This is a genomic window from Selenomonadales bacterium (genome assembly GCA_018335585.1).
Classification (GTDB): domain Bacteria; phylum Bacillota; class UBA994; order UBA994; family UBA994; genus UBA994.
In genome coordinates this window covers 41,319-57,757 of the sequence record JAGXRZ010000023.1, presented here as the reverse complement: position 1 = coordinate 57,757, position 16,439 = coordinate 41,319, and the positions used below count along the sequence as shown (strand labels likewise).

Sequence of the window (16,439 nt, the reverse complement as noted above, 5' to 3'; positions counted from 1 at the left end):
CTTGCTTTTCCTCCTTTTTAATGGGATAAGTCGTCACTGACAGCCACCTTCTGTGCTGCCGATCACCCCTTTGTTCGGTCTTTTATCATTATATATTAACTACGTGATGCCATATGAAATTTCCTGCTATTCCGGCAACTTTTTTTGAGGATTTTTTGTGCACACAAAAACCCCCTCTCGTTTGGCAAGAGGGGGCTCATTTGTCCTGCTACTCCGTGGCTTCCTTGGCCGCAACACGGGCGATAGCTACTACTTTGTCACCTTCATCGAGGCGGATAATCTTCACGCCTTGCGTGGTGCGTCCTAAGACAGGAATGCTTTTTACGTCTGTGCGGATAATTATGCCTTGCTCGCTAATTACCATCAGTTCGTCTTCGGTGCTTACCGCGCGCAGGCAAACCACGTGGCCGTTGCGCTGACTGGATTTAATGCTTTGAATGCCCTTGCCGCCCCTTGACTGCTGGCGGTATTCCCCGATGTCGGTGCGTTTGCCGTAGCCGTGCTCCGTAATGGCAAGGAGGTCAACGCCGGAGCGCACGATATCCATGGCTATGCAGAAGTCTCCTTCGCCGAGGTCTATCCCTTTTACGCCTTGCGTAGCACGCCCTAGCGGACGCACGTCCTGTTCGTCAAAGCGGATAGCTAGCCCGAGCCTTGTGCCTAGCACTACGTCGGAGTTGCCGTCCGTTAGGCGCACGCCAATCAGTTCGTCCCCTTCGCGCAGCGAAATGCCGATGAGGCCGTTAGCGCGGATATTGGCGTATTCAGCCAGGCTAGTCTTCTTGACCATGCCGCTCTTGGTCGCCATAAACAGATAGGCGTTATCGTCAGCTTCATTGCGGATAGGAATCACGGCGTTTACCTTTTCTTCGGCCTCAAGCGAGATTAGGTTAATTACGGCTAGTCCCTTTGCTTGTCGGCTAGCCTCGGGTATTTCGTGCACTTTTAGGCGATAGACGCGCCCCTTGTTCGTAAAGAAGTAGAGGGAGTGATGCGTAGTCGTAATAAACAAGCTCTCCACGAAGTCTTCTTCGCGCGTACCCATGCCGGTAACACCGCGACCGCCGCGGCGCTGGTTGCGATAAGTATCTAACGGCAGGCGCTTAATGGACCCTTGGTGGGTAAGGGTAATCACTACGTCTTCTTCGGCAATCAGGTCTTCTGCCGCAGGTTCATTCACGCCGGCCACAATTTCGCTGCGCCGCGCATCGGCGTGCTCCTCTTTAATTGTGCCAATCTCCTTCTTAATCATGGCCAGCAAAAGCTTCTTGTTGTTGAGAATGGCATTAAGCCGTGCAATTGTCTTGATGACTTCTTTGTACTCATCCTCTACTTTGTCGCGCTCAAGGCCCGTCAGGCGTCTTAGGCGCATATCTAGAATGGCTTGCGCTTGTTTCTCGGACAGGACAAACTCTCGCATTAGGCCTTGCTTGGCTTCGTCGTCGGTGCGCGAGGCGCGGATAAGCGCAATAATCGCGTCGATATTATCTAAGGCAATGCGCAGCCCTTCAAGGATGTGGGCGCGCTCTTCGGCTTTGGCGAGCTCAAATTTCGTGCGGCGGGTGTAGACATCTTGCTGATGCTCAAGGTAGTACTCAAGCATTTGCTTAAGATTAAGTGTCCGCGGTTGTCCTCCGACGAGTGCTAGCATGTTAATGCCAAAGGAGACTTCCAGTTGACTGTGCTTGTAAAGCTGATTGAGGACAACCGTAGGATTAGTCTCGCGCTTTAACTCAATCACTACGCGCACGCCGTCGCGGTCGCTTTCGTCTCTAAGGTCGGTAATTCCTTCGACTTTTTTGTCCCGCACCAGTTCGGCGATGCACTCGATAAGTTTGGCTTTGTTTACTTGATACGGGACTTCGCTGACCACGATACGGTGCTTGCCGTTACTCATCTTCTCGATGCGCGTCCTAGAGCGGATGCGCACGCTGCCGCGCCCGGTCTCATAGGCCGCCGTAAAGCCCTCGCGTCCAAGAATAAGGCCGCCTGTGGGGAAATCAGGTCCCTTCACATAAGCCATAAGTTCGGCTACGGTGATGTTTGGGTTCTCAATCAGCGCGTGCACGGCGTCAATCAGCTCGCCTAGGTTGTGGGGAGGAATATTGGAAGCCATGCCGACGGCTATGCCAGCCGTACCGTTAGCTAAGAGATTAGGGAAGCGCGCCGGCAGTACTAGGGGCTGCTCGAGCGAGTCGTCAAAGTTCGGGCCCATATCGACCGTCTGCTTGTCGAGGTCGGCGAGGAGCTCCATGGCTAAGGGAGCGAGGCGGGCTTCGGTGTAACGCATGGCTGCCGCACTGTCGCCGTCCATGGAGCCGAAGTTGCCGTGGCCGTCAATAAGCGGGTAGCGCGAGGCAAAGTCTTGCACTAGGCGCACCATCGTATCGTAGACGACGCCGTCGCCATGGGGATGATACTTACCAAGCACTTCGCCTACAATACGCGCGCTCTTTTTGTAGGGCTTATCCGGCGTAAATCCCATTTCGAGCATAGCGTAAAGAATGCGCCTATGTGCGGGCTTTAAGCCGTCGCGCACGTCAGGTAGAGCGCGCGAGACAATAACGCTCATGGCGTAGTTGATGTATGACCTCTTTACTTCGTCTTCAATGTTGATGACTTCTATCTTGCCGTGTCTTATCTCCAAGCAGAGCCGCCTCCTCGCCTACACATCTAGGTTAGTTACCTGCCGGGCGTACTTCTCGATGAACTGCCGGCGCGGTTCTACCTTGTCGCCCATGAGAATGGTAAAGATTTCGTCTGCGACCATCGCTTCTTCGAGCTGCACCTGCAGGAGAATGCGGTTTTCCGGGTTCATGGTAGTAGACCAAAGCTGCGCGGCGTTCATTTCGCCTAGGCCTTTGTAGCGCTGGATGGTGGCATTACCCCGGCCTAGCTCTTTGAGCTTCTTCTCTAGTTCCGCGTCGTTATAGGCGTAGAGCTCCTGCTTGCCTTTCTTAATCTGGTAAAGCGGCGGCTGGGCGATGTATAGGTAGCCTGCGGTTATTAAGGGCTGCATATAGCGGAAAAAGAAAGTTAAGAGCAAAGTCCTAATGTGCGAACCGTCGATATCTGCATCCGCCATAATAATGACCTTGTGGTAGCGAGCCTTGCTTACGTCGAAGTCCTCGCCTATGCCTGTGCCCATAGCTGTAATAATGACGCGAATCTCTTCGTGCCCTAAAATCTTATCGAGACGGGCCTTTTCGACGTTGAGAATTTTGCCGCCGAGCGGGAGAATCGCCTGGTAGCGGCGGTCGCGGCCTTGCTTAGCTGAACCCGCGGCAGAATCGCCTTCCACGAGATACAACTCACACAGACTGGCATCCGAAACCGAGCAGTCGGCGAGCTTGCCGGGCAGCGGCGTGATCTCAAGCGCATTTTTGCGGCGCGTCAGTTCGCGCGCCTTGCGGGCGGCCTCGCGCGCTTGCGCCGCCAACACGGCTTTCTCCATAATCTTCTTCCCCACGGCGGGGTTTTTCTCGAGGTAGAGGGCTAACCCTTCTCCCACGACCGAATCGACTATGCCGCGCAGTTCCGAGTTCCCGAGCTTAGTCTTGGTTTGTCCTTCGAACTGCGGCGCGAGCAGGCGGATACTAATGACCGCAGTCAGCCCTTCGCGGATATCCTCGCCGCTTAAGTTAGAGTGCTGCTCTTTGATGGCATTAATCTTGCGTCCGTAGTCATTAAGGGTGCGGGTAAGCGCGATCTTAAAGCCGGCTTCATGGCTACCGCCTTCGACGGTATGGATGTTGTTAGCAAAGGAATAGATGTTCTCCGCGTAGCTATCGTTGTACTGCATGGCTACTTCGACCTGACAGTCCTCGCGCGCGGCGTGGAAAAAGATTGGGTCCTTATGCAGCACGTCTTTGTTCTTGTTGAGGTAGCTGACGAAGCTCTTGATGCCGCCTTCGTAGCGGAAGACTTCGGTGGTGTTGTCGCGGTGATCGGTCAGTTTGACGGTTAGTCCGGCCATCAGGAAGGCTAACTCCCGCAGGCGGACAATCAGGGTGTCGGCATTAAAAGCCGTTTCCTCGAAAATCTCTTTGTCCGGGAGGAAGTGCACGCGCGTGCCGCTCTCCTCGCTGTCGCCTATGCGTTCGAGTTCGGTCTGGGGCACGCCGCGGGCGTAGCGTTGCCTAAAATGGCCTCCCTCGCGCTTGATGTCTAAGACTAGCCACTCAGACAAGGCGTTAACGACAGAGGCGCCGACGCCATGCAGGCCGCCGGAAACCTTGTAGCCGCTGCCGCCGAATTTACCTCCGGCGTGCAGCACCGTATAGACTGTTTCCGCAGCGGACCGACCTGTTTGCGGGTGGATACCGGTAGGAATCCCCCTACCGTTGTCACTCACACTTACCGTGCCGTCGGGGAATACGTCTACGTCAATGCGGTCGCAATAGCCGGCTAGGGCCTCGTCTACGGCATTGTCTACAATTTCCCATACGAGGTGATGAAGACCCTTCGTGCTCGTTGTGCCTATGTACATGCTAGGCCGCTTACGGACGGCTTCTAAGCCCTCTAGCACCTGAATTTGCGTTTCGTCGTAGCCTCCGTTGCCTTTTTTAACCATATTTCACCGTCCGCTCTGAGTTACTCACGTTCATCAGCAGGAAAAGAGCTCCAGCGCCTGCGCAGCGTAGCACTCGCGATGGAGGAGAGATAAAGCTTTCTCTCTGTCAGGACTAATGACTTAACCGGGCCGCCCTCAGTCGTTGAGACGGAAAAACCTTCTTCCCGGTAGGTCCGCAAAAACTCGCGTGTCACCTGTGTGTCTGTGGATTGGGCGTCAAATACTGCAATAACTTGTCGGCAGGGCAGAACTATGTCGCCGCCGATATAGAGGTACATCAGCATACTACCTTTCCACGCTCAACGCGCATCACTTGCGTCGGCTTAACTCCTTGCAGGGAGAGGTTATTCTCCTCTGTGCCCGTAATGATAGCCTGCACGTCGCAAAGCAGAACCTCCACCAGCATATGCCGGCGTCCTTGGTCTAACTCGGATAGTACATCGTCTAAGAGCAGGACAGGATAGTCGCCGGTTACCTCATGCATGTACTGCAGTTCAGCCAGCTTTAGCCCAAGTACCGCCGTGCGCTGTTGTCCTTGCGACGCATACACCGCCGCGGGCAAACCATTGATAAGAAAACGCAAATCGTCCCGATGCGGCCCCACGGTACTTGTCCCGCGCCTTAAGTCTTCGCGCTGGCAGCGCTCAAGCTCTCGCACGACACTTGAGACATCTAGTGTCTCTGTGCCGCTAGCGAGCGAACTGGCATAGGCGATACTTTGGCGCTCTTGCCCGCGGTTAATCTCGCTAGTTAGCCTAACGAAATTACCGGCGAGTCTATCTATCGCCTGTGCGCGCCGCAAGGTGATTTTTTGCGCTAAGACGGCAAACTGCTCGTCCCAGGGCTTTAAATCAAGTGCTTTAAACGCACCGCGCGCAATTCGCTTTAGGGCCTCGTTGCGCTGCCGTAAGACTAGTGTGTACTGCTGTAGCAAGCGTAGATAAACCTTGTCTACTTGGCATAACAGAATGTCCAGGAATCTTCGTCTGTCGCTTGGCGAACCCTTGACTAGCGCTAGGTCTTCCGGGGAGAACATTACTACGTTCAGCAGCCCCACGAAATCCTGTAGTTTGGTGACGTGCATACCGGATACGCCCGCGACTTTCTTTCGGAGAACAATATCGTACCCTAAATCTAGATTTCGGTCTACGCCTAGAGTTGAAATGCGCGCCGCAACGCGAAAGTGGCTCTCGCCTATCTTTACCATGTCTTTTTCCAAGGCACGGCGATGGGACTTAGTAGTGGCCAGGAGATGCAACGCTTCGAGGAGGTTTGTCTTGCCTTCGCCGTTTTTACCGACTACGAAGTTTAGACGCGGCGAAAAGACTACTTTCTCTTGCACGTAGTTACGGAAAGAAGTAAGGCGGAGTTCCTGCACTCTCATATGTGCTTGACGACATAGGAAGTGGCATTAATGGTTACGCAGTCATTTACTCTTAGTTTTCTCCCGCGTCTAGTTTCCTTCTCTCCGTTTACTTCAACGGAGTTAAGCAAGAGAAAGCTTTTCGCTTCTCCTCCGGTGGAGATGATTGACTGCTGTTTAAGAAACTGCCCGAGGGTGATGAAAGGCCTTTCGTCCTGCATGGCCAGGTTTACGAAAGCCTGACCGGCATAACCAAACTCCAGTAGTTCTCGGGGCTAACGGCGCTACGGGCTATACATGGACCGTGTTGCCCTGTGAAGGAAAGCTCGACGTCTCCTTCCGTGATAGACCTGACAACCTCCCCTAATACTCTTATATTAAACAGTATATCCATTTCTTCGCCACGCATCTCAACCGGCCACTCTTCAAAGTGCTTGCCATACTCCGCAGACTGCGCCCGCACGCTTAGTCTGCCGTCGCGCAAATGCAACCTTACCGTAGCTATGAGGCCGTCTTTCGCTACTACGGCACTCCGTTCCAGGGCATCGATCAAAGTTTTTGGCTTAACTGAGAGGTGAGTCACAAATGTAGTGGGAACAAAGCGGTCGACATCAATGTAGTTGCCTTCGAGGAGCCTAGAGATGAGCACCGTGCCCTTCACTTGGAACAGGATGTGGTTGCGTCCGACAGCTATCTCTACCGGCTCGTCGCCGTTGCCTAGCAAGCGCTCTAACTCGTGAATGGTGCGCCCCGGTACAACGACGCGAAACGGTGCAGCGCCTGTATCTTCTACCTGCTCGATACGGGACGCTACTTTAAAGCCATCAGCGGCGACTATGCGGAGTATCCCGGTGGAAAAGTGCCACAACATGCCGGTAAGGATGGGGCGCATGTCATCACTAGAGAGAGCGAAACTAGTCTGGCGCAACATTGCACCTAGAACGTGCTCAGGTAAAGAAAACGCAGACAAACTCTCAATCTCCGGCAGTTCAGGGAAGTTTGTCGCAGGCATGCCGAGTAGGTCAAGTTCAGAAAAGCCGCTGCGTAGCGTCATGGTGTGCCTGCCTAGCAGTACCTCTAGGTCTATATCGAGCCCGGGGAAACGGCGTACCGCCTCGGCGAGCAACTTGCCAGGCAACACAATCGCCCCCGGCTCAAGTACTTGTGCCGCGATGCGACAGGTTATGGCTATCTCGTTATCTACGGAAGTAAGGAAGAGTGTCCCATCTTCGGCGGTGAGACGCACGCCCTGTGGACTAGTAGCTGTTTTTGACGTTTGGGCCCGACCTGCCGTCCCGGCGGCAAAGACAAGCTCATCCTTGTTTGCGGTTGCTCGCATCGTTCGTCCCCCGTTCTAAATGTAGTGTAGCACGCATAGTATATTAGTCGATAAAATCGCGGTAGTGTTCGTAGGAGGTGTGAATATGTGGAGAAGGCCAAAAGGAGAGGAAGCGCCTGTCTCGGTGAGCTAAATAGCCTGTGGGTAAGCAGAAGCAGTTGTTCTAGGATATACACATAGGCAGGTAATGAAGCAGTTGTACACAGGTTCTGTGGATTACTATGTTAACTCTGTGTTAATAACTTTTGTTCAATCTCTTTGATAATCTTTGCCAAGCCGGCGTCACGCGCTATATCTGTTTCGACTCTTTCACAGGCATGAATAACTGTAGTGTGGTCTCTGCCGCCGAATTCTTCACCAATGCGGGGGAGAGAAGCAGAGGTTAGTTTTCGGCATAAGTACATGGCCACTTGGCGCGGATGGGTGACTAAGCGAGTGCGCTTCTTGGCAGTAAGGTCATCTAGCTTGAGTCCGTAATGTGTGGCCACGGCCTTCTTAATATCGTCAACAGTAACGGCCCGCTGCTTTTCTTGGGGGAAAAGACCTTTTAAGACTTCATCGATGAGTTCTTTTGTTACTTGGCGTTTACTAAAGGCAACGTAAGCCATGATGCGGATTAAGGCCCCTTCTAGTTCGCGGATGTTGCTGTGTATACGAGCGGCAATGTAGGCCATAAGCTCTAAAGGAACGCGAAAATTTTCTTGCTCTGCCTTTTGGCAGAGAATCGCGACGCGTGTTTCAAGGTCTGGCGGCTGAATGTCGGTAATCAAGCCCCATTCAAAGCGAGAGCGCAGCCGGTCCTCAAGGGTGGCAATCTCCTTGGGCGGCCTGTCGCTAGAGATGATGATTTGCTTATTTGCGCCGTGGAGAGCGTTAAATGTATGGAAGAACTCCTCCTGTGTCTGTTCTTTACCTGCCAAAAATTGTATATCATCAATTAGCAGGAGGTCAATGGAACGGTAGCGTGCGCGGAACTCTGTGGTCTTGCGCTGCTGAATTGAGGCGATAAAGTCGTTAGTGAACTTCTCGCAGGAAAGGTACAACACGCGCTTTTTTGGGAAGCGAGATAAAGCAAAGTGCCCGATGGCATGCATCAGGTGAGTCTTGCCTAGCCCGACGCCACCGTAGATAAAGAGCGGATTATAAGCTCTCCCCGGGGCTTCAGCTACCGCCAAAGCGGCGGCGTGGGCGAAGCGATTGCTCTCCCCAATGACAAAGCTGTCAAAGACGTAGCGCGGGTTAAGCCCAAGCGCCGAATCATCCTGACCACGTTCGGCTACCGGCTGTATTGTAGGGATATCATCCTTATTGGAGACAAACTTTATATCGAGGTCCCTTCCCGCAACCGTGGACAAAGCCTTTTGCACGATACCTGTGTAGTTGTTCTCCAGCCAATTGCGGTTGAATTCGGTGGCGGCTAAGATGTACATGGTTTGACCCTGCAGTGACACGGCCTTGCAGGGCAAGAGCCATGTGTCAAACTGGTGCTTGCCGAGATGGGTCTGCATAAGATCTAACGCTGCTTGCCAGAGCTCAGGCGAGGTGATAGACATTTCCATTCCTCCGATGCAAAAGGTCGAATTGCTTGATTCGACGCGCACTGCGTCGAATCCTACCGCAGCAAGTGTAGAATTGTGGAGAATGTTGCCCACAGAACATCCACATTAGATGTGGATAGCTGTTTGTAGGCGAAAGAGCTAGGCCTAGAGTGGGTGATGCGCCATTTTAGGAGAAGATTCGACACAGATGATATCCACAGAGTTACCCACAGCTGTGGAGAACGAGTGTGTGGAGCGAAAGCGTGTACGGTTTTGAGACCGCGCGGTACCTTATTTTTAAGCTCACAGGACTCTTTGCAGTTATACCATATAACTCACAGCTTATCCACAGGGTTATTAACATGTGTGCATAATCGACACGATTCGACAGAACGCGGCGGAGCGGGTGTAGTTTGCACCACAGAGACACAGAGTGCACAGAGATGGAAGGAGTATTGCACCTCTCTCTGTGTTCTTTGTGCCTCTGTGGTGAAAAGTCCCCCGTCTTTCCTTCTCCACGAAGTGCGAAGTGCTAAGTGCCCTCTCAGTTCATTGACCATCCTGTAACCCTTTGGTATAATTGCTGAGGTACTTGACTAGCTTTCGGCTCTGAAAGGAGAGTGAACATATTGAAGCGCACATTTCAACCAAACAATCGCCAACGCAAGAAAGTGCATGGTTTCCGCGAGCGGATGAGCACCGCTAACGGACGCAAAGTGCTTAAGCGCCGCCGTCAGAAGGGCAGAAAGGTTCTCTCTGCCTAAGAAACATGCAAAAACGTTATCGGTTGCGCAAGCGCGCACTATTCTCTCACGTGTACGGGACGGGACGTTCTGCCGCAGGTCGTGTCCTAGTGATGTATGTCCTGCCAAGTGACGGAGAGCTGCGCGTCGGTCTCTCGGCTGGCAGGAAGCTCGGGACAGCGGTAGTGCGCAATCGCGCGAAACGCCGGCTCAGAGAAGTAGTGCGCAAGAACCTTAAACAACTTGCGCACGGCAACTTCTTTGTGGTAATTGCTCGCACGGGCGTCATTAGAGCGTCATTGTCGGAGATAGAGAGGGAATTTATCTCGATAGCCAAGCGCCTGAAGGTCTGGGTGGGACAATGAAGCGGTTTGTGCTATTTTTCATTGTGCTGTATCAGCGCTACGTTTCTCCGCTCAAAGGACCTACCTGTAGATTTAGGCCTACCTGCAGTGAATATGCTGCGGAGGCCATCGAAAAATACGGACTGTCGCGCGGGGGAATGCTTGCACTTTCACGACTGATACGCTGCCACCCCTTTAGCAGGGGAGGCTACGACCCGTTAATTGACAAGGGGGATGATCGGCAGTGACTGAATTCCTGAACTCTCTCCTCAAAGGCGTACTCGACTTCTTTTTCGTCTATACCGGCAATTACGGTGCGGCCATAATCTTGCTTTCCCTGTTGGTAATGATTGTTACCTTGCCGCTAAACCTTAAGCAGATGGCATTCACGCGCAGCATGCAGTTAGCGGCACCCGAGACGGCAGCGCTGAAGAAGAAGTTCAGCAAGAAAGAGGACAAGGACAAGCTCAATCAGGCTACCATGGAGCTGTGGAAGAAGTACAATATCAACCCGGCCATGGGCTGCCTGCCGCTCCTTATCCAGTTTCCAATCCTTATCGCCATGTTTAACATGCTGCGGGAACCGGGGCTTTTTGCCGACAACCCCATGTGGCTTGGACTAAACCTGACTTTGCCGAGCCCGGAGCAGACGATTTTCGGGCTTAGTTTGGTGTACTGGATTCTGCCCATACTTTCGGTGGTAACGACGTATTGGCAGTCGAAGCAGACCATGCAGGCTAACGACCAAACGTCTCGCACGATGCTTTATGTAATGCCTCTCTTCATGGGGTATATTACCATTAGTTTCCCGACCGCGCTTGCGCTGTACTGGGTATCGCGCAACGTGTTTTCCATCGTGCAACAGGAATTGTTTAGTAGGTACTTCCGGGTACCGATGACGGGGGAGGCAGACACCGATGCAGTCGCGGCAGAGCATAGAAAAGACCGCAAAGACAGTTGAGGAAGCTGTCGAGTTAGCTTTAACCGAACTTGGCGCGACTCGGCAGCAGGTAGATGTCGCTGTGCTGGAGGAACCGACCAAGGGGTTGTTTGGGATTTTGGGCGGGCGGCTAGCTCGCGTTAAGGTGACGCTCTGCATATCGCCGGAAGAGAAGACCATAACCTTCCTCACTGAGTTAGCGGAGCGCATGGGAACCACAAGTGTGCAGTGCAGCGAGGGAGAGGCAGAAGACGAGAACTTTAAGCTAGAGCTTCAGGGAACAAACGCCGGGCGTTTGATTGGCAAGCGCGGGCAGACGATCGAGGCCCTGCAAGTGTTAGCTGCCGTGGTGTACTCCCGTGCGGGGGGCAGCAGGCGCGTGTTGCTCGACGTTAACAACTACCGCGCTAAGCGGCAGGAGTCTCTGGTGGAGTTAGCGCTTAAACTTGCCGCGAAGGTTAAGGGTAGCGGGCGCAGGGTCATTATGGAGCCTATGGGAGCTTACGAGCGCAGAGTGATCCATATGGCGCTGCAGAATGACAAAGAAATCGTCACCTACAGTGAGGGGGACGAGCCCTTTCGCAAGGTGGTCATTGCCTTACGGCGAGAAGAGTAACGTATCTGCCGAAGCGAGCAGGATTTTTTGGGGGCGGATTCACAGCGTGGTGAGTCAGCCCCTGTTGCTATGGAGGGACTTAAGTGAAGCGTGATGTCATTGCCGCAATCTCTACTCCGCGGGGCGAGGGGGGCATTGCCATTGTGCGCATAAGCGGCGGCGGCGCACTAGACGTCGCCAAGCAGGTGTTTCGGAGGCGGCGCAGGGCTGTCCGCGTAGAACCTTGGCGCGTATACCTCGGAGAAGTAATCGGCGAAGGAGACGAGCCGCTTGACGAGTGCCTGTTCACGTATTTTCGTGCTCCGCGTTCGTTTACGGGCGAAGACGTAGTGGAATTTTCTATTCACGGCGGTTCATTTGTAGCCGGACGGGTGCTCGAGGTGCTCGTAGCACGGGGCGCGCGAGTAGCAGAGCCGGGCGAGTTTACGCAGCGAGCCTTTGTCAACGGGCGTCTGTCGTTAGCACAAGCCGAAGCCGTTATTGACATTATCCGCGCGGCGAGCGATGTGGCCTTGCAGAACGCGGGCAGACAACTGCGCGGTGTGCTTAGCAGCGAGGTGCGGCAAATGCGCGCGCATCTGCTTAAGTGTATGGCGCACTTAGAGGCGCAGTTAGATTTCCCCGAGCACGATATCCCTGCTGTCACCCGAGCGGAAGTCGCGTCAGAACTGACTCGCGTCGAGAACATGCTTCTGGGGCTACTCGCCACAGTACGCGCGGGGAGAGTAGCGCGGGAAGGACTGCGCGTTGTGCTGGCAGGGCGGCCGAATGTAGGGAAATCTTCTCTGCTCAATGCTCTCGCCGGGCAGGAGCGCGCCATCGTCACCGCACAACCGGGTACTACGCGCGACACGGTGGAAGTGGAGCTAAATCTAAACGGAGTCTTGGTGACGCTAGTGGATACGGCCGGGCTCAGGGAGAGCGAGGACGAAGTTGAGCAGCTAGGTATAGAGCGCACGCTACAGGCGTTAGAGACTGCCGATGTGGTGCTAGTGCTGCTAGACAGCTCGGAGCCCTTGCGCCGGGACGACTTAGCTTTACTGGACTTAACGAAAGAGCGGGAGCGGTTAGTCGTCCTGACGAAGTCTGACTTGGCCTCGCGGGCAGAGTTGCCAGTACAGAGTCCTGCACTAGCTGTCAGTACTAGGACAAGGAGTGGCCTGGCAGAGCTAATCGGTCAAATTTCCGCTGTCGCCGTACGGGCGGTTAGCAGCGAAAGCTCGCTCTTAGTTACGAACTTGCGCCATAGCCGCATCCTAGCCGAGACTAAGTCGCTCGTAACTGCGGCGCTTGAGACCGTGGCTCTGGGGTGGGATATAGAACTGGTGGCGACAGACGTCCGACTAGCGTACGAGCGCCTGGGAGAGATTACGGGCGAGACGATTACTCCTGACATTGCTGATGCCATATTTGCCGAATTTTGCATAGGAAAGTGAGTAGAAAGCACTAATGTACTGCGGTGGAGAGTTTGACTGCATTGTGGTGGGAGCGGGACATGCCGGCTGCGAGGCTGCGCATGCCGCAGCGCGCATGGGGCTCAGTGTGGCCTTACTCACCCAGAGCATGGAGGCAATCGCTCTAATGCCCTGCAATCCGTCCGTCGGCGGCCCGGCGAAGGGCCATGTGGTGGCCGAAATAGACGCGCTGGGGGGGCTGATGGGGTACGCCGCCGATATGTCTTTCGTGCAGATGCGCACGCTTAACACTGGCAAGGGACCCGCGGTGCAAGCCTTGCGCGCCCAGACCGACAAGCGGTTGTACCAGCAAGTCGTGCGCGAACTGCTGGAGAAGACGCCGAACCTACGCATTGTGCAAGCCTCGGTAGTCGAGCTCGTGGTAGAGGCCGGCGAAGTGCGAGGGGTGAGGACGCACACGGGCACGCTTTATCGGGCCAAAGCCGTGGTGGTTACCACCGGGACTTATCTAGAGAGCAAAGTTATTGTCGGTTCAACCGCTTTGCCTAGCGGGCCGAACGGACTTTTGCCTTCGCACGGCTTGTCGGAAAATCTGCGCAGCCTAGGCTTTAAGCTTGGCAGACTAAAAACGGGGACACCGCCGCGCATACACCGTCGCAGTGTGAACTTTGCGGCTATGGAAGAACAGCGCGGCGATAGCGAGTTTGCGCCGTTTTCGCGCCGGAGTGCGCGACTTGCTCCAGTGCAACTTTCCTGTTGGCTGACCTACACGACGGCCAGAACGCATGAGATTATCCGTGCGAACCTTCATCGCTCGCCGCTTTACGCCGGGCTGATAGAAGGGCGCGGCCCGCGTTATTGCCCTTCGATTGAAGACAAAGTTGTGCGCTTTGCTGACAAAGAGCGGCACCAGATTTTTCTCGAACCCGAGGGCTACAACACGGAAGAGATTTACGTGCAGGGTTTCTCGACAAGCCTGCCGGAAGATGTACAGCTAGAGATGTTGCGCTCGGTTATCGGGCTCGAAGAGGCCGAGATGATGCGCCCGGGGTACGCCATCGAGTACGATTTTGTAGACCCCACGCAACTTACCCTGACACTTGAAAGCAAGCAGTACGCGGGGTTGTTCTTTGCGGGGCAGATTAACGGCTCTTCTGGTTATGAGGAGGCGGCAGGGCAGGGGTTGTGGGCAGGCATTAACGCCGGGGCAAAGGTGCGTGGTTTGCCGCCGTTTGTCTTGCTGCGCTCGCAGGCCTACCTTGGCGTGTTGGTGGACGACTTAGTGACCAAGGGCACGAGCGAGCCTTACCGACTGATGACATCGCGGGCGGAGCATCGGTTACTGCTGCGCTTTGACAACGCGGAGTTTCGTCTTTTGCCTATAGGCGTGGAGTTTGGCGTGGTGCCTCGGCAGGAGTTAACGCGATTGAGGGAAGAAGAGGCGGGCATTAGCCAGTGGATTGAGTACCTAGAGCGACGTAAGGTAGCTCCGGAAGAGGGCGTTAACCGCTATCTCAGCGGCGTTCCTACCGCCGTACTTGAACACACGACCACGGCGGCGGCCTTGCTGCGCCGACCGGAGATTACGTGGGAGGGACTCTGTACCATTGTGCCTGAGCTCTGCGAGGTTACCCCGCGTATGGCACGTTGCGTCGCTACGGAAGTAAAGTACGCCGGGTATATCTCAAGGCAGCGCGACGCGGTAGAGCAGTTTCAGCGCCTTGAACTTAAGGCTATCCCCAGCGACGTAAACTACAGCGAAATGCGCGGCTTGTCGCTTGAGGCGCGCGAGAAGCTCGCACGTGTGCGTCCTAGCTCTTATGGCCAGGCGTCGCGCATCAGCGGGGTTTCGCCGGCTGATATCGCGGTGCTGCTCGTGCAGCTTGAGAGGAGGTAGCTGATTGGACCAAATGGAGTTTGCCAAGGAGTGCGAGAGCTTAGGCGTGCTACTTCCGCCAAACGCACTTAGCCGCTTTTCCCTGTATCTTGAGCTTTTGCTTGAGTATAACGCTAAGTTTAACCTGACCACGATTGACACCCCAGGCGAAGTGTGGCGCAAGCACTTTCTCGACAGCCTATCGCTGCTTAGGGTGATTCATTCTGTAGGAAGCTTAGTGGACGTGGGTAGCGGCGCGGGGTTTCCCGGGCTGCCGCTCGCGATTGTCTGCCCCTCGCTTGCCGTGACTTTGGTGGACAGCCTAGGTAAACGCGTGCGCTTTTTGGAGGAGGTTGTGGCGAGGCTCGGCCTTAGCGCGAGCGTAAGGACGGTGCAGGCGCGGGCAGAGGACCTAGGTCGCCTGCCGGAGCACCGCGAGCAATACGCCTATGCCGTTACCCGGGCTGTGGGGAGCTTAAACGTACTGGCGGAGTACTGCTTGCCGCTTGTGAAGCGAAACGGAACGATGCTGGCCATGAAGGGGCCGGCTGCCTTACCGGAGATTCCCGCGGCTGCGCGGGCGCTTAGAGTGCTCGGAGGGGGAGAGGTTACGACTTCTACTTGGACACTGCCCGGAGGCGGAGAGCAACGCGTGTTTGTTATTGTACAGAAAGTCGGTGTTACGCCGGCACCATATCCTCGCCGCGCGGGAGTGCCCAGCAAGCAGCCGCTGTAGGAGTGGACGTTAGGCAAGATGGGGAGGGAGCCCCGCTGTTGTACTAGGCAGGAGAGAGAGCAGGCGGCGTAGAACAGTTAAAAATACGATACTGTCCTTCGGACTAGAGGAGCGATGGCCATGAAGTGGTTTAGCGGAGGCAATGCCGAGCAGGTGCTACAGATAAGCGTCAACGAGATTAGGCCTAACCCCTATCAGCCGCGCAAGACCTTTGCCGACGAGACCATTAACGAACTAGCAGCGTCTATTAAACAGGTTGGCATTATTCAGCCCCTGATCGTGCGCAAGCTCGGGGCTGTGTTTGAGCTTGTAGCGGGCGAGCGCCGCTTGCGCGCCGCGAAAACGGCCGGGCTTGTTACTGTCCCGGTTGTAGTGAAGCAGTACACCGACCAAGAGGTGGCGCAGGCTACCCTAATTGAGAACTTGCAGCGCGAGGACCTAAATGTGTTAGAGGAGGCTCTAGCCTACGACCAGCTGCTCAGCGACTTTAACCTCACGCAGGAGGAGTTAGCTAAACGCCTCGGCATGAGCCAGTCTACCGTAGCCAATAAGCGCCGCCTGCTAAAACTAGCGGACGAGGTCAAGGAGCTATTGTCTGGGGGTGCACTTTCGGAGAGACACGCGCGTGCCTTGCTTAAGCTAGAAAGCCATCAGGCGCAGGCTACGTTGGCGGCTTTAGCGGTGAGTCAGGATATGACGGTTAAGCAGATTGAGGAGGCCGTAGAGCGCTTCCTAGCCGGCGAGAGCGAAGAGGAGGCTGCCGTAACGGCGGCGATTAAGCCGATTAGGCGGTTCTTAGTGCGGGATGTGCGCATTTTTGTTAATTCCGTGCGACAGGCGATTGACCTTATGAAGAAGAACGGCGTGGCGGCAGAGGTGCAGGAGTTAGACAAAGAAACCCACTACGAGTTTGTGGTGCGCATTCCAAAATAGACGAAGCTAAATGTGACTGCCGA

16 protein-coding genes are annotated in these 16,439 nt (G+C 54.8%); 9 read left to right on the top strand and 7 right to left on the bottom strand.

Annotated features, from left to right (window positions below):
• Positions 1–208: 208 nt before the first annotated feature.
• The 7 genes from gyrA to dnaA all read right to left on the bottom strand — a co-directional run bounded on the left by gyrA (position 209) and on the right by dnaA (position 8,834).
• Positions 209–2,647, bottom strand: a complete 2,439-nt coding sequence (gene gyrA / locus KGZ66_04755; protein ID MBS3984899.1) for a DNA gyrase subunit A — start codon at positions 2,645–2,647, stop codon at positions 209–211.
• 18 nt (positions 2,648–2,665) lie between these two features.
• Positions 2,666–4,573, bottom strand: coding sequence for a DNA topoisomerase (ATP-hydrolyzing) subunit B (gyrB, locus tag KGZ66_04750; protein MBS3984898.1), 1,908 nt, complete (start codon positions 4,571–4,573; stop codon positions 2,666–2,668).
• A 20-nt stretch (positions 4,574–4,593) separates the two neighbouring features.
• Positions 4,594–4,851, bottom strand: coding sequence for a DUF370 domain-containing protein (locus tag KGZ66_04745; GenBank protein MBS3984897.1), 258 nt, complete (start codon positions 4,849–4,851; stop codon positions 4,594–4,596).
• Entirely contained in the window at positions 4,851–5,951 is a 1,101-nt protein-coding gene (recF, locus tag KGZ66_04740; GenBank protein MBS3984896.1) for a DNA replication/repair protein RecF, read from the bottom strand. The genes KGZ66_04745 and recF overlap by 1 nt, the downstream gene beginning before the upstream one ends.
• 2 nt (positions 5,952–5,953) lie before the next feature.
• The gene (locus tag KGZ66_04735; protein ID MBS3984895.1) at positions 5,954–6,157 is read right to left on the bottom strand and encodes an RNA-binding S4 domain-containing protein; all 204 of its coding nucleotides are present in this window, start codon (positions 6,155–6,157) and stop codon (positions 5,954–5,956) included.
• An 8-nt stretch (positions 6,158–6,165) separates the two neighbouring features.
• Positions 6,166–7,275, bottom strand: coding sequence for a DNA polymerase III subunit beta (dnaN, locus tag KGZ66_04730; GenBank protein ID MBS3984894.1), 1,110 nt, complete (start codon positions 7,273–7,275; stop codon positions 6,166–6,168).
• Positions 7,276–7,499: 224 nt separating this feature from the next.
• Complete coding sequence (dnaA, locus tag KGZ66_04725) at positions 7,500–8,834, bottom strand: chromosomal replication initiator protein DnaA (GenBank protein ID MBS3984893.1); 1,335 nt, start codon at positions 8,832–8,834, stop codon at positions 7,500–7,502.
• A gap of 608 nt (positions 8,835–9,442) precedes the next feature.
• Between dnaA and rpmH the strand changes: the two genes are divergently transcribed.
• From rpmH to KGZ66_04680, 9 genes are all read left to right on the top strand, one after another.
• Entirely contained in the window at positions 9,443–9,577 is a 135-nt protein-coding gene (gene rpmH, locus KGZ66_04720; GenBank protein ID MBS3984892.1) for a 50S ribosomal protein L34, read from the top strand.
• 5 nt (positions 9,578–9,582) lie between these two features.
• Positions 9,583–9,921, top strand: a complete 339-nt coding sequence (gene rnpA / locus KGZ66_04715) for a ribonuclease P protein component (protein MBS3984891.1) — start codon at positions 9,583–9,585, stop codon at positions 9,919–9,921.
• On the top strand, positions 9,918–10,148 hold the full coding sequence (gene yidD, locus KGZ66_04710; GenBank protein MBS3984890.1) for a membrane protein insertion efficiency factor YidD: 231 nt from the start codon (positions 9,918–9,920) through the stop codon (positions 10,146–10,148). Before rnpA ends, yidD begins: the two co-directional genes overlap by 4 nt.
• The gene (locus tag KGZ66_04705) at positions 10,145–10,861 is read left to right on the top strand and encodes a YidC/Oxa1 family membrane protein insertase (GenBank protein ID MBS3984889.1); all 717 of its coding nucleotides are present in this window, start codon (positions 10,145–10,147) and stop codon (positions 10,859–10,861) included. The genes yidD and KGZ66_04705 overlap by 4 nt, the downstream gene beginning before the upstream one ends.
• Positions 10,818–11,456: a protein jag gene (locus KGZ66_04700; protein MBS3984888.1), complete on the top strand. Its 639-nt coding sequence runs from the start codon at positions 10,818–10,820 to the stop codon at positions 11,454–11,456. The genes KGZ66_04705 and KGZ66_04700 overlap by 44 nt, the downstream gene beginning before the upstream one ends.
• An 83-nt stretch (positions 11,457–11,539) precedes the next feature.
• Positions 11,540–12,892 (top strand): tRNA uridine-5-carboxymethylaminomethyl(34) synthesis GTPase MnmE, encoded by a 1,353-nt coding sequence (mnmE, locus tag KGZ66_04695; protein ID MBS3984887.1) that lies wholly within the window; start codon positions 11,540–11,542, stop codon positions 12,890–12,892.
• Between the two features lie 13 nt (positions 12,893–12,905).
• Positions 12,906–14,768, top strand: coding sequence for a tRNA uridine-5-carboxymethylaminomethyl(34) synthesis enzyme MnmG (gene mnmG / locus KGZ66_04690; protein ID MBS3984886.1), 1,863 nt, complete (start codon positions 12,906–12,908; stop codon positions 14,766–14,768).
• 4 nt (positions 14,769–14,772) lie between these two features.
• Positions 14,773–15,483 (top strand): 16S rRNA (guanine(527)-N(7))-methyltransferase RsmG, encoded by a 711-nt coding sequence (gene rsmG / locus KGZ66_04685; GenBank protein MBS3984885.1) that lies wholly within the window; start codon positions 14,773–14,775, stop codon positions 15,481–15,483.
• A 120-nt stretch (positions 15,484–15,603) separates the two neighbouring features.
• Positions 15,604–16,416, top strand: a complete 813-nt coding sequence (locus KGZ66_04680; GenBank protein ID MBS3984884.1) for a ParB/RepB/Spo0J family partition protein — start codon at positions 15,604–15,606, stop codon at positions 16,414–16,416.
• Positions 16,417–16,439: the final 23 nt, after the last annotated feature.

Bases quoted from the DNA above. Each gene is read 5' to 3' on its own strand.
- yidD (MBS3984890.1), top strand. From the start codon at position 9,918: ATGAAGCGGTTTGTGCTATTTTTCATTGTGCTGTATCAGCGCTACGTT.
- KGZ66_04700 (MBS3984888.1), top strand. From the start codon at position 10,818: ATGCAGTCGCGGCAGAGCATAGAAAAGACCGCAAAGACAGTTGAGGAA.
- KGZ66_04735 (MBS3984895.1), bottom strand. From the start codon at position 6,157: ATGCAGGACGAAAGGCCTTTCATCACCCTCGGGCAGTTTCTTAAACAG.
- KGZ66_04745 (MBS3984897.1), bottom strand. From the start codon at position 4,851: ATGTACCTCTATATCGGCGGCGACATAGTTCTGCCCTGCCGACAAGTT.
- gyrB (MBS3984898.1), bottom strand. From the start codon at position 4,573: ATGGTTAAAAAAGGCAACGGAGGCTACGACGAAACGCAAATTCAGGTG.
- mnmG (MBS3984886.1), top strand. From the start codon at position 12,906: ATGTACTGCGGTGGAGAGTTTGACTGCATTGTGGTGGGAGCGGGACAT.
- KGZ66_04680 (MBS3984884.1), top strand. From the start codon at position 15,604: ATGAAGTGGTTTAGCGGAGGCAATGCCGAGCAGGTGCTACAGATAAGC.
- dnaA (MBS3984893.1), bottom strand. From the start codon at position 8,834: ATGGAAATGTCTATCACCTCGCCTGAGCTCTGGCAAGCAGCGTTAGAT.
- rnpA (MBS3984891.1), top strand. From the start codon at position 9,583: ATGCAAAAACGTTATCGGTTGCGCAAGCGCGCACTATTCTCTCACGTG.
- dnaN (MBS3984894.1), bottom strand. From the start codon at position 7,275: ATGCGAGCAACCGCAAACAAGGATGAGCTTGTCTTTGCCGCCGGGACG.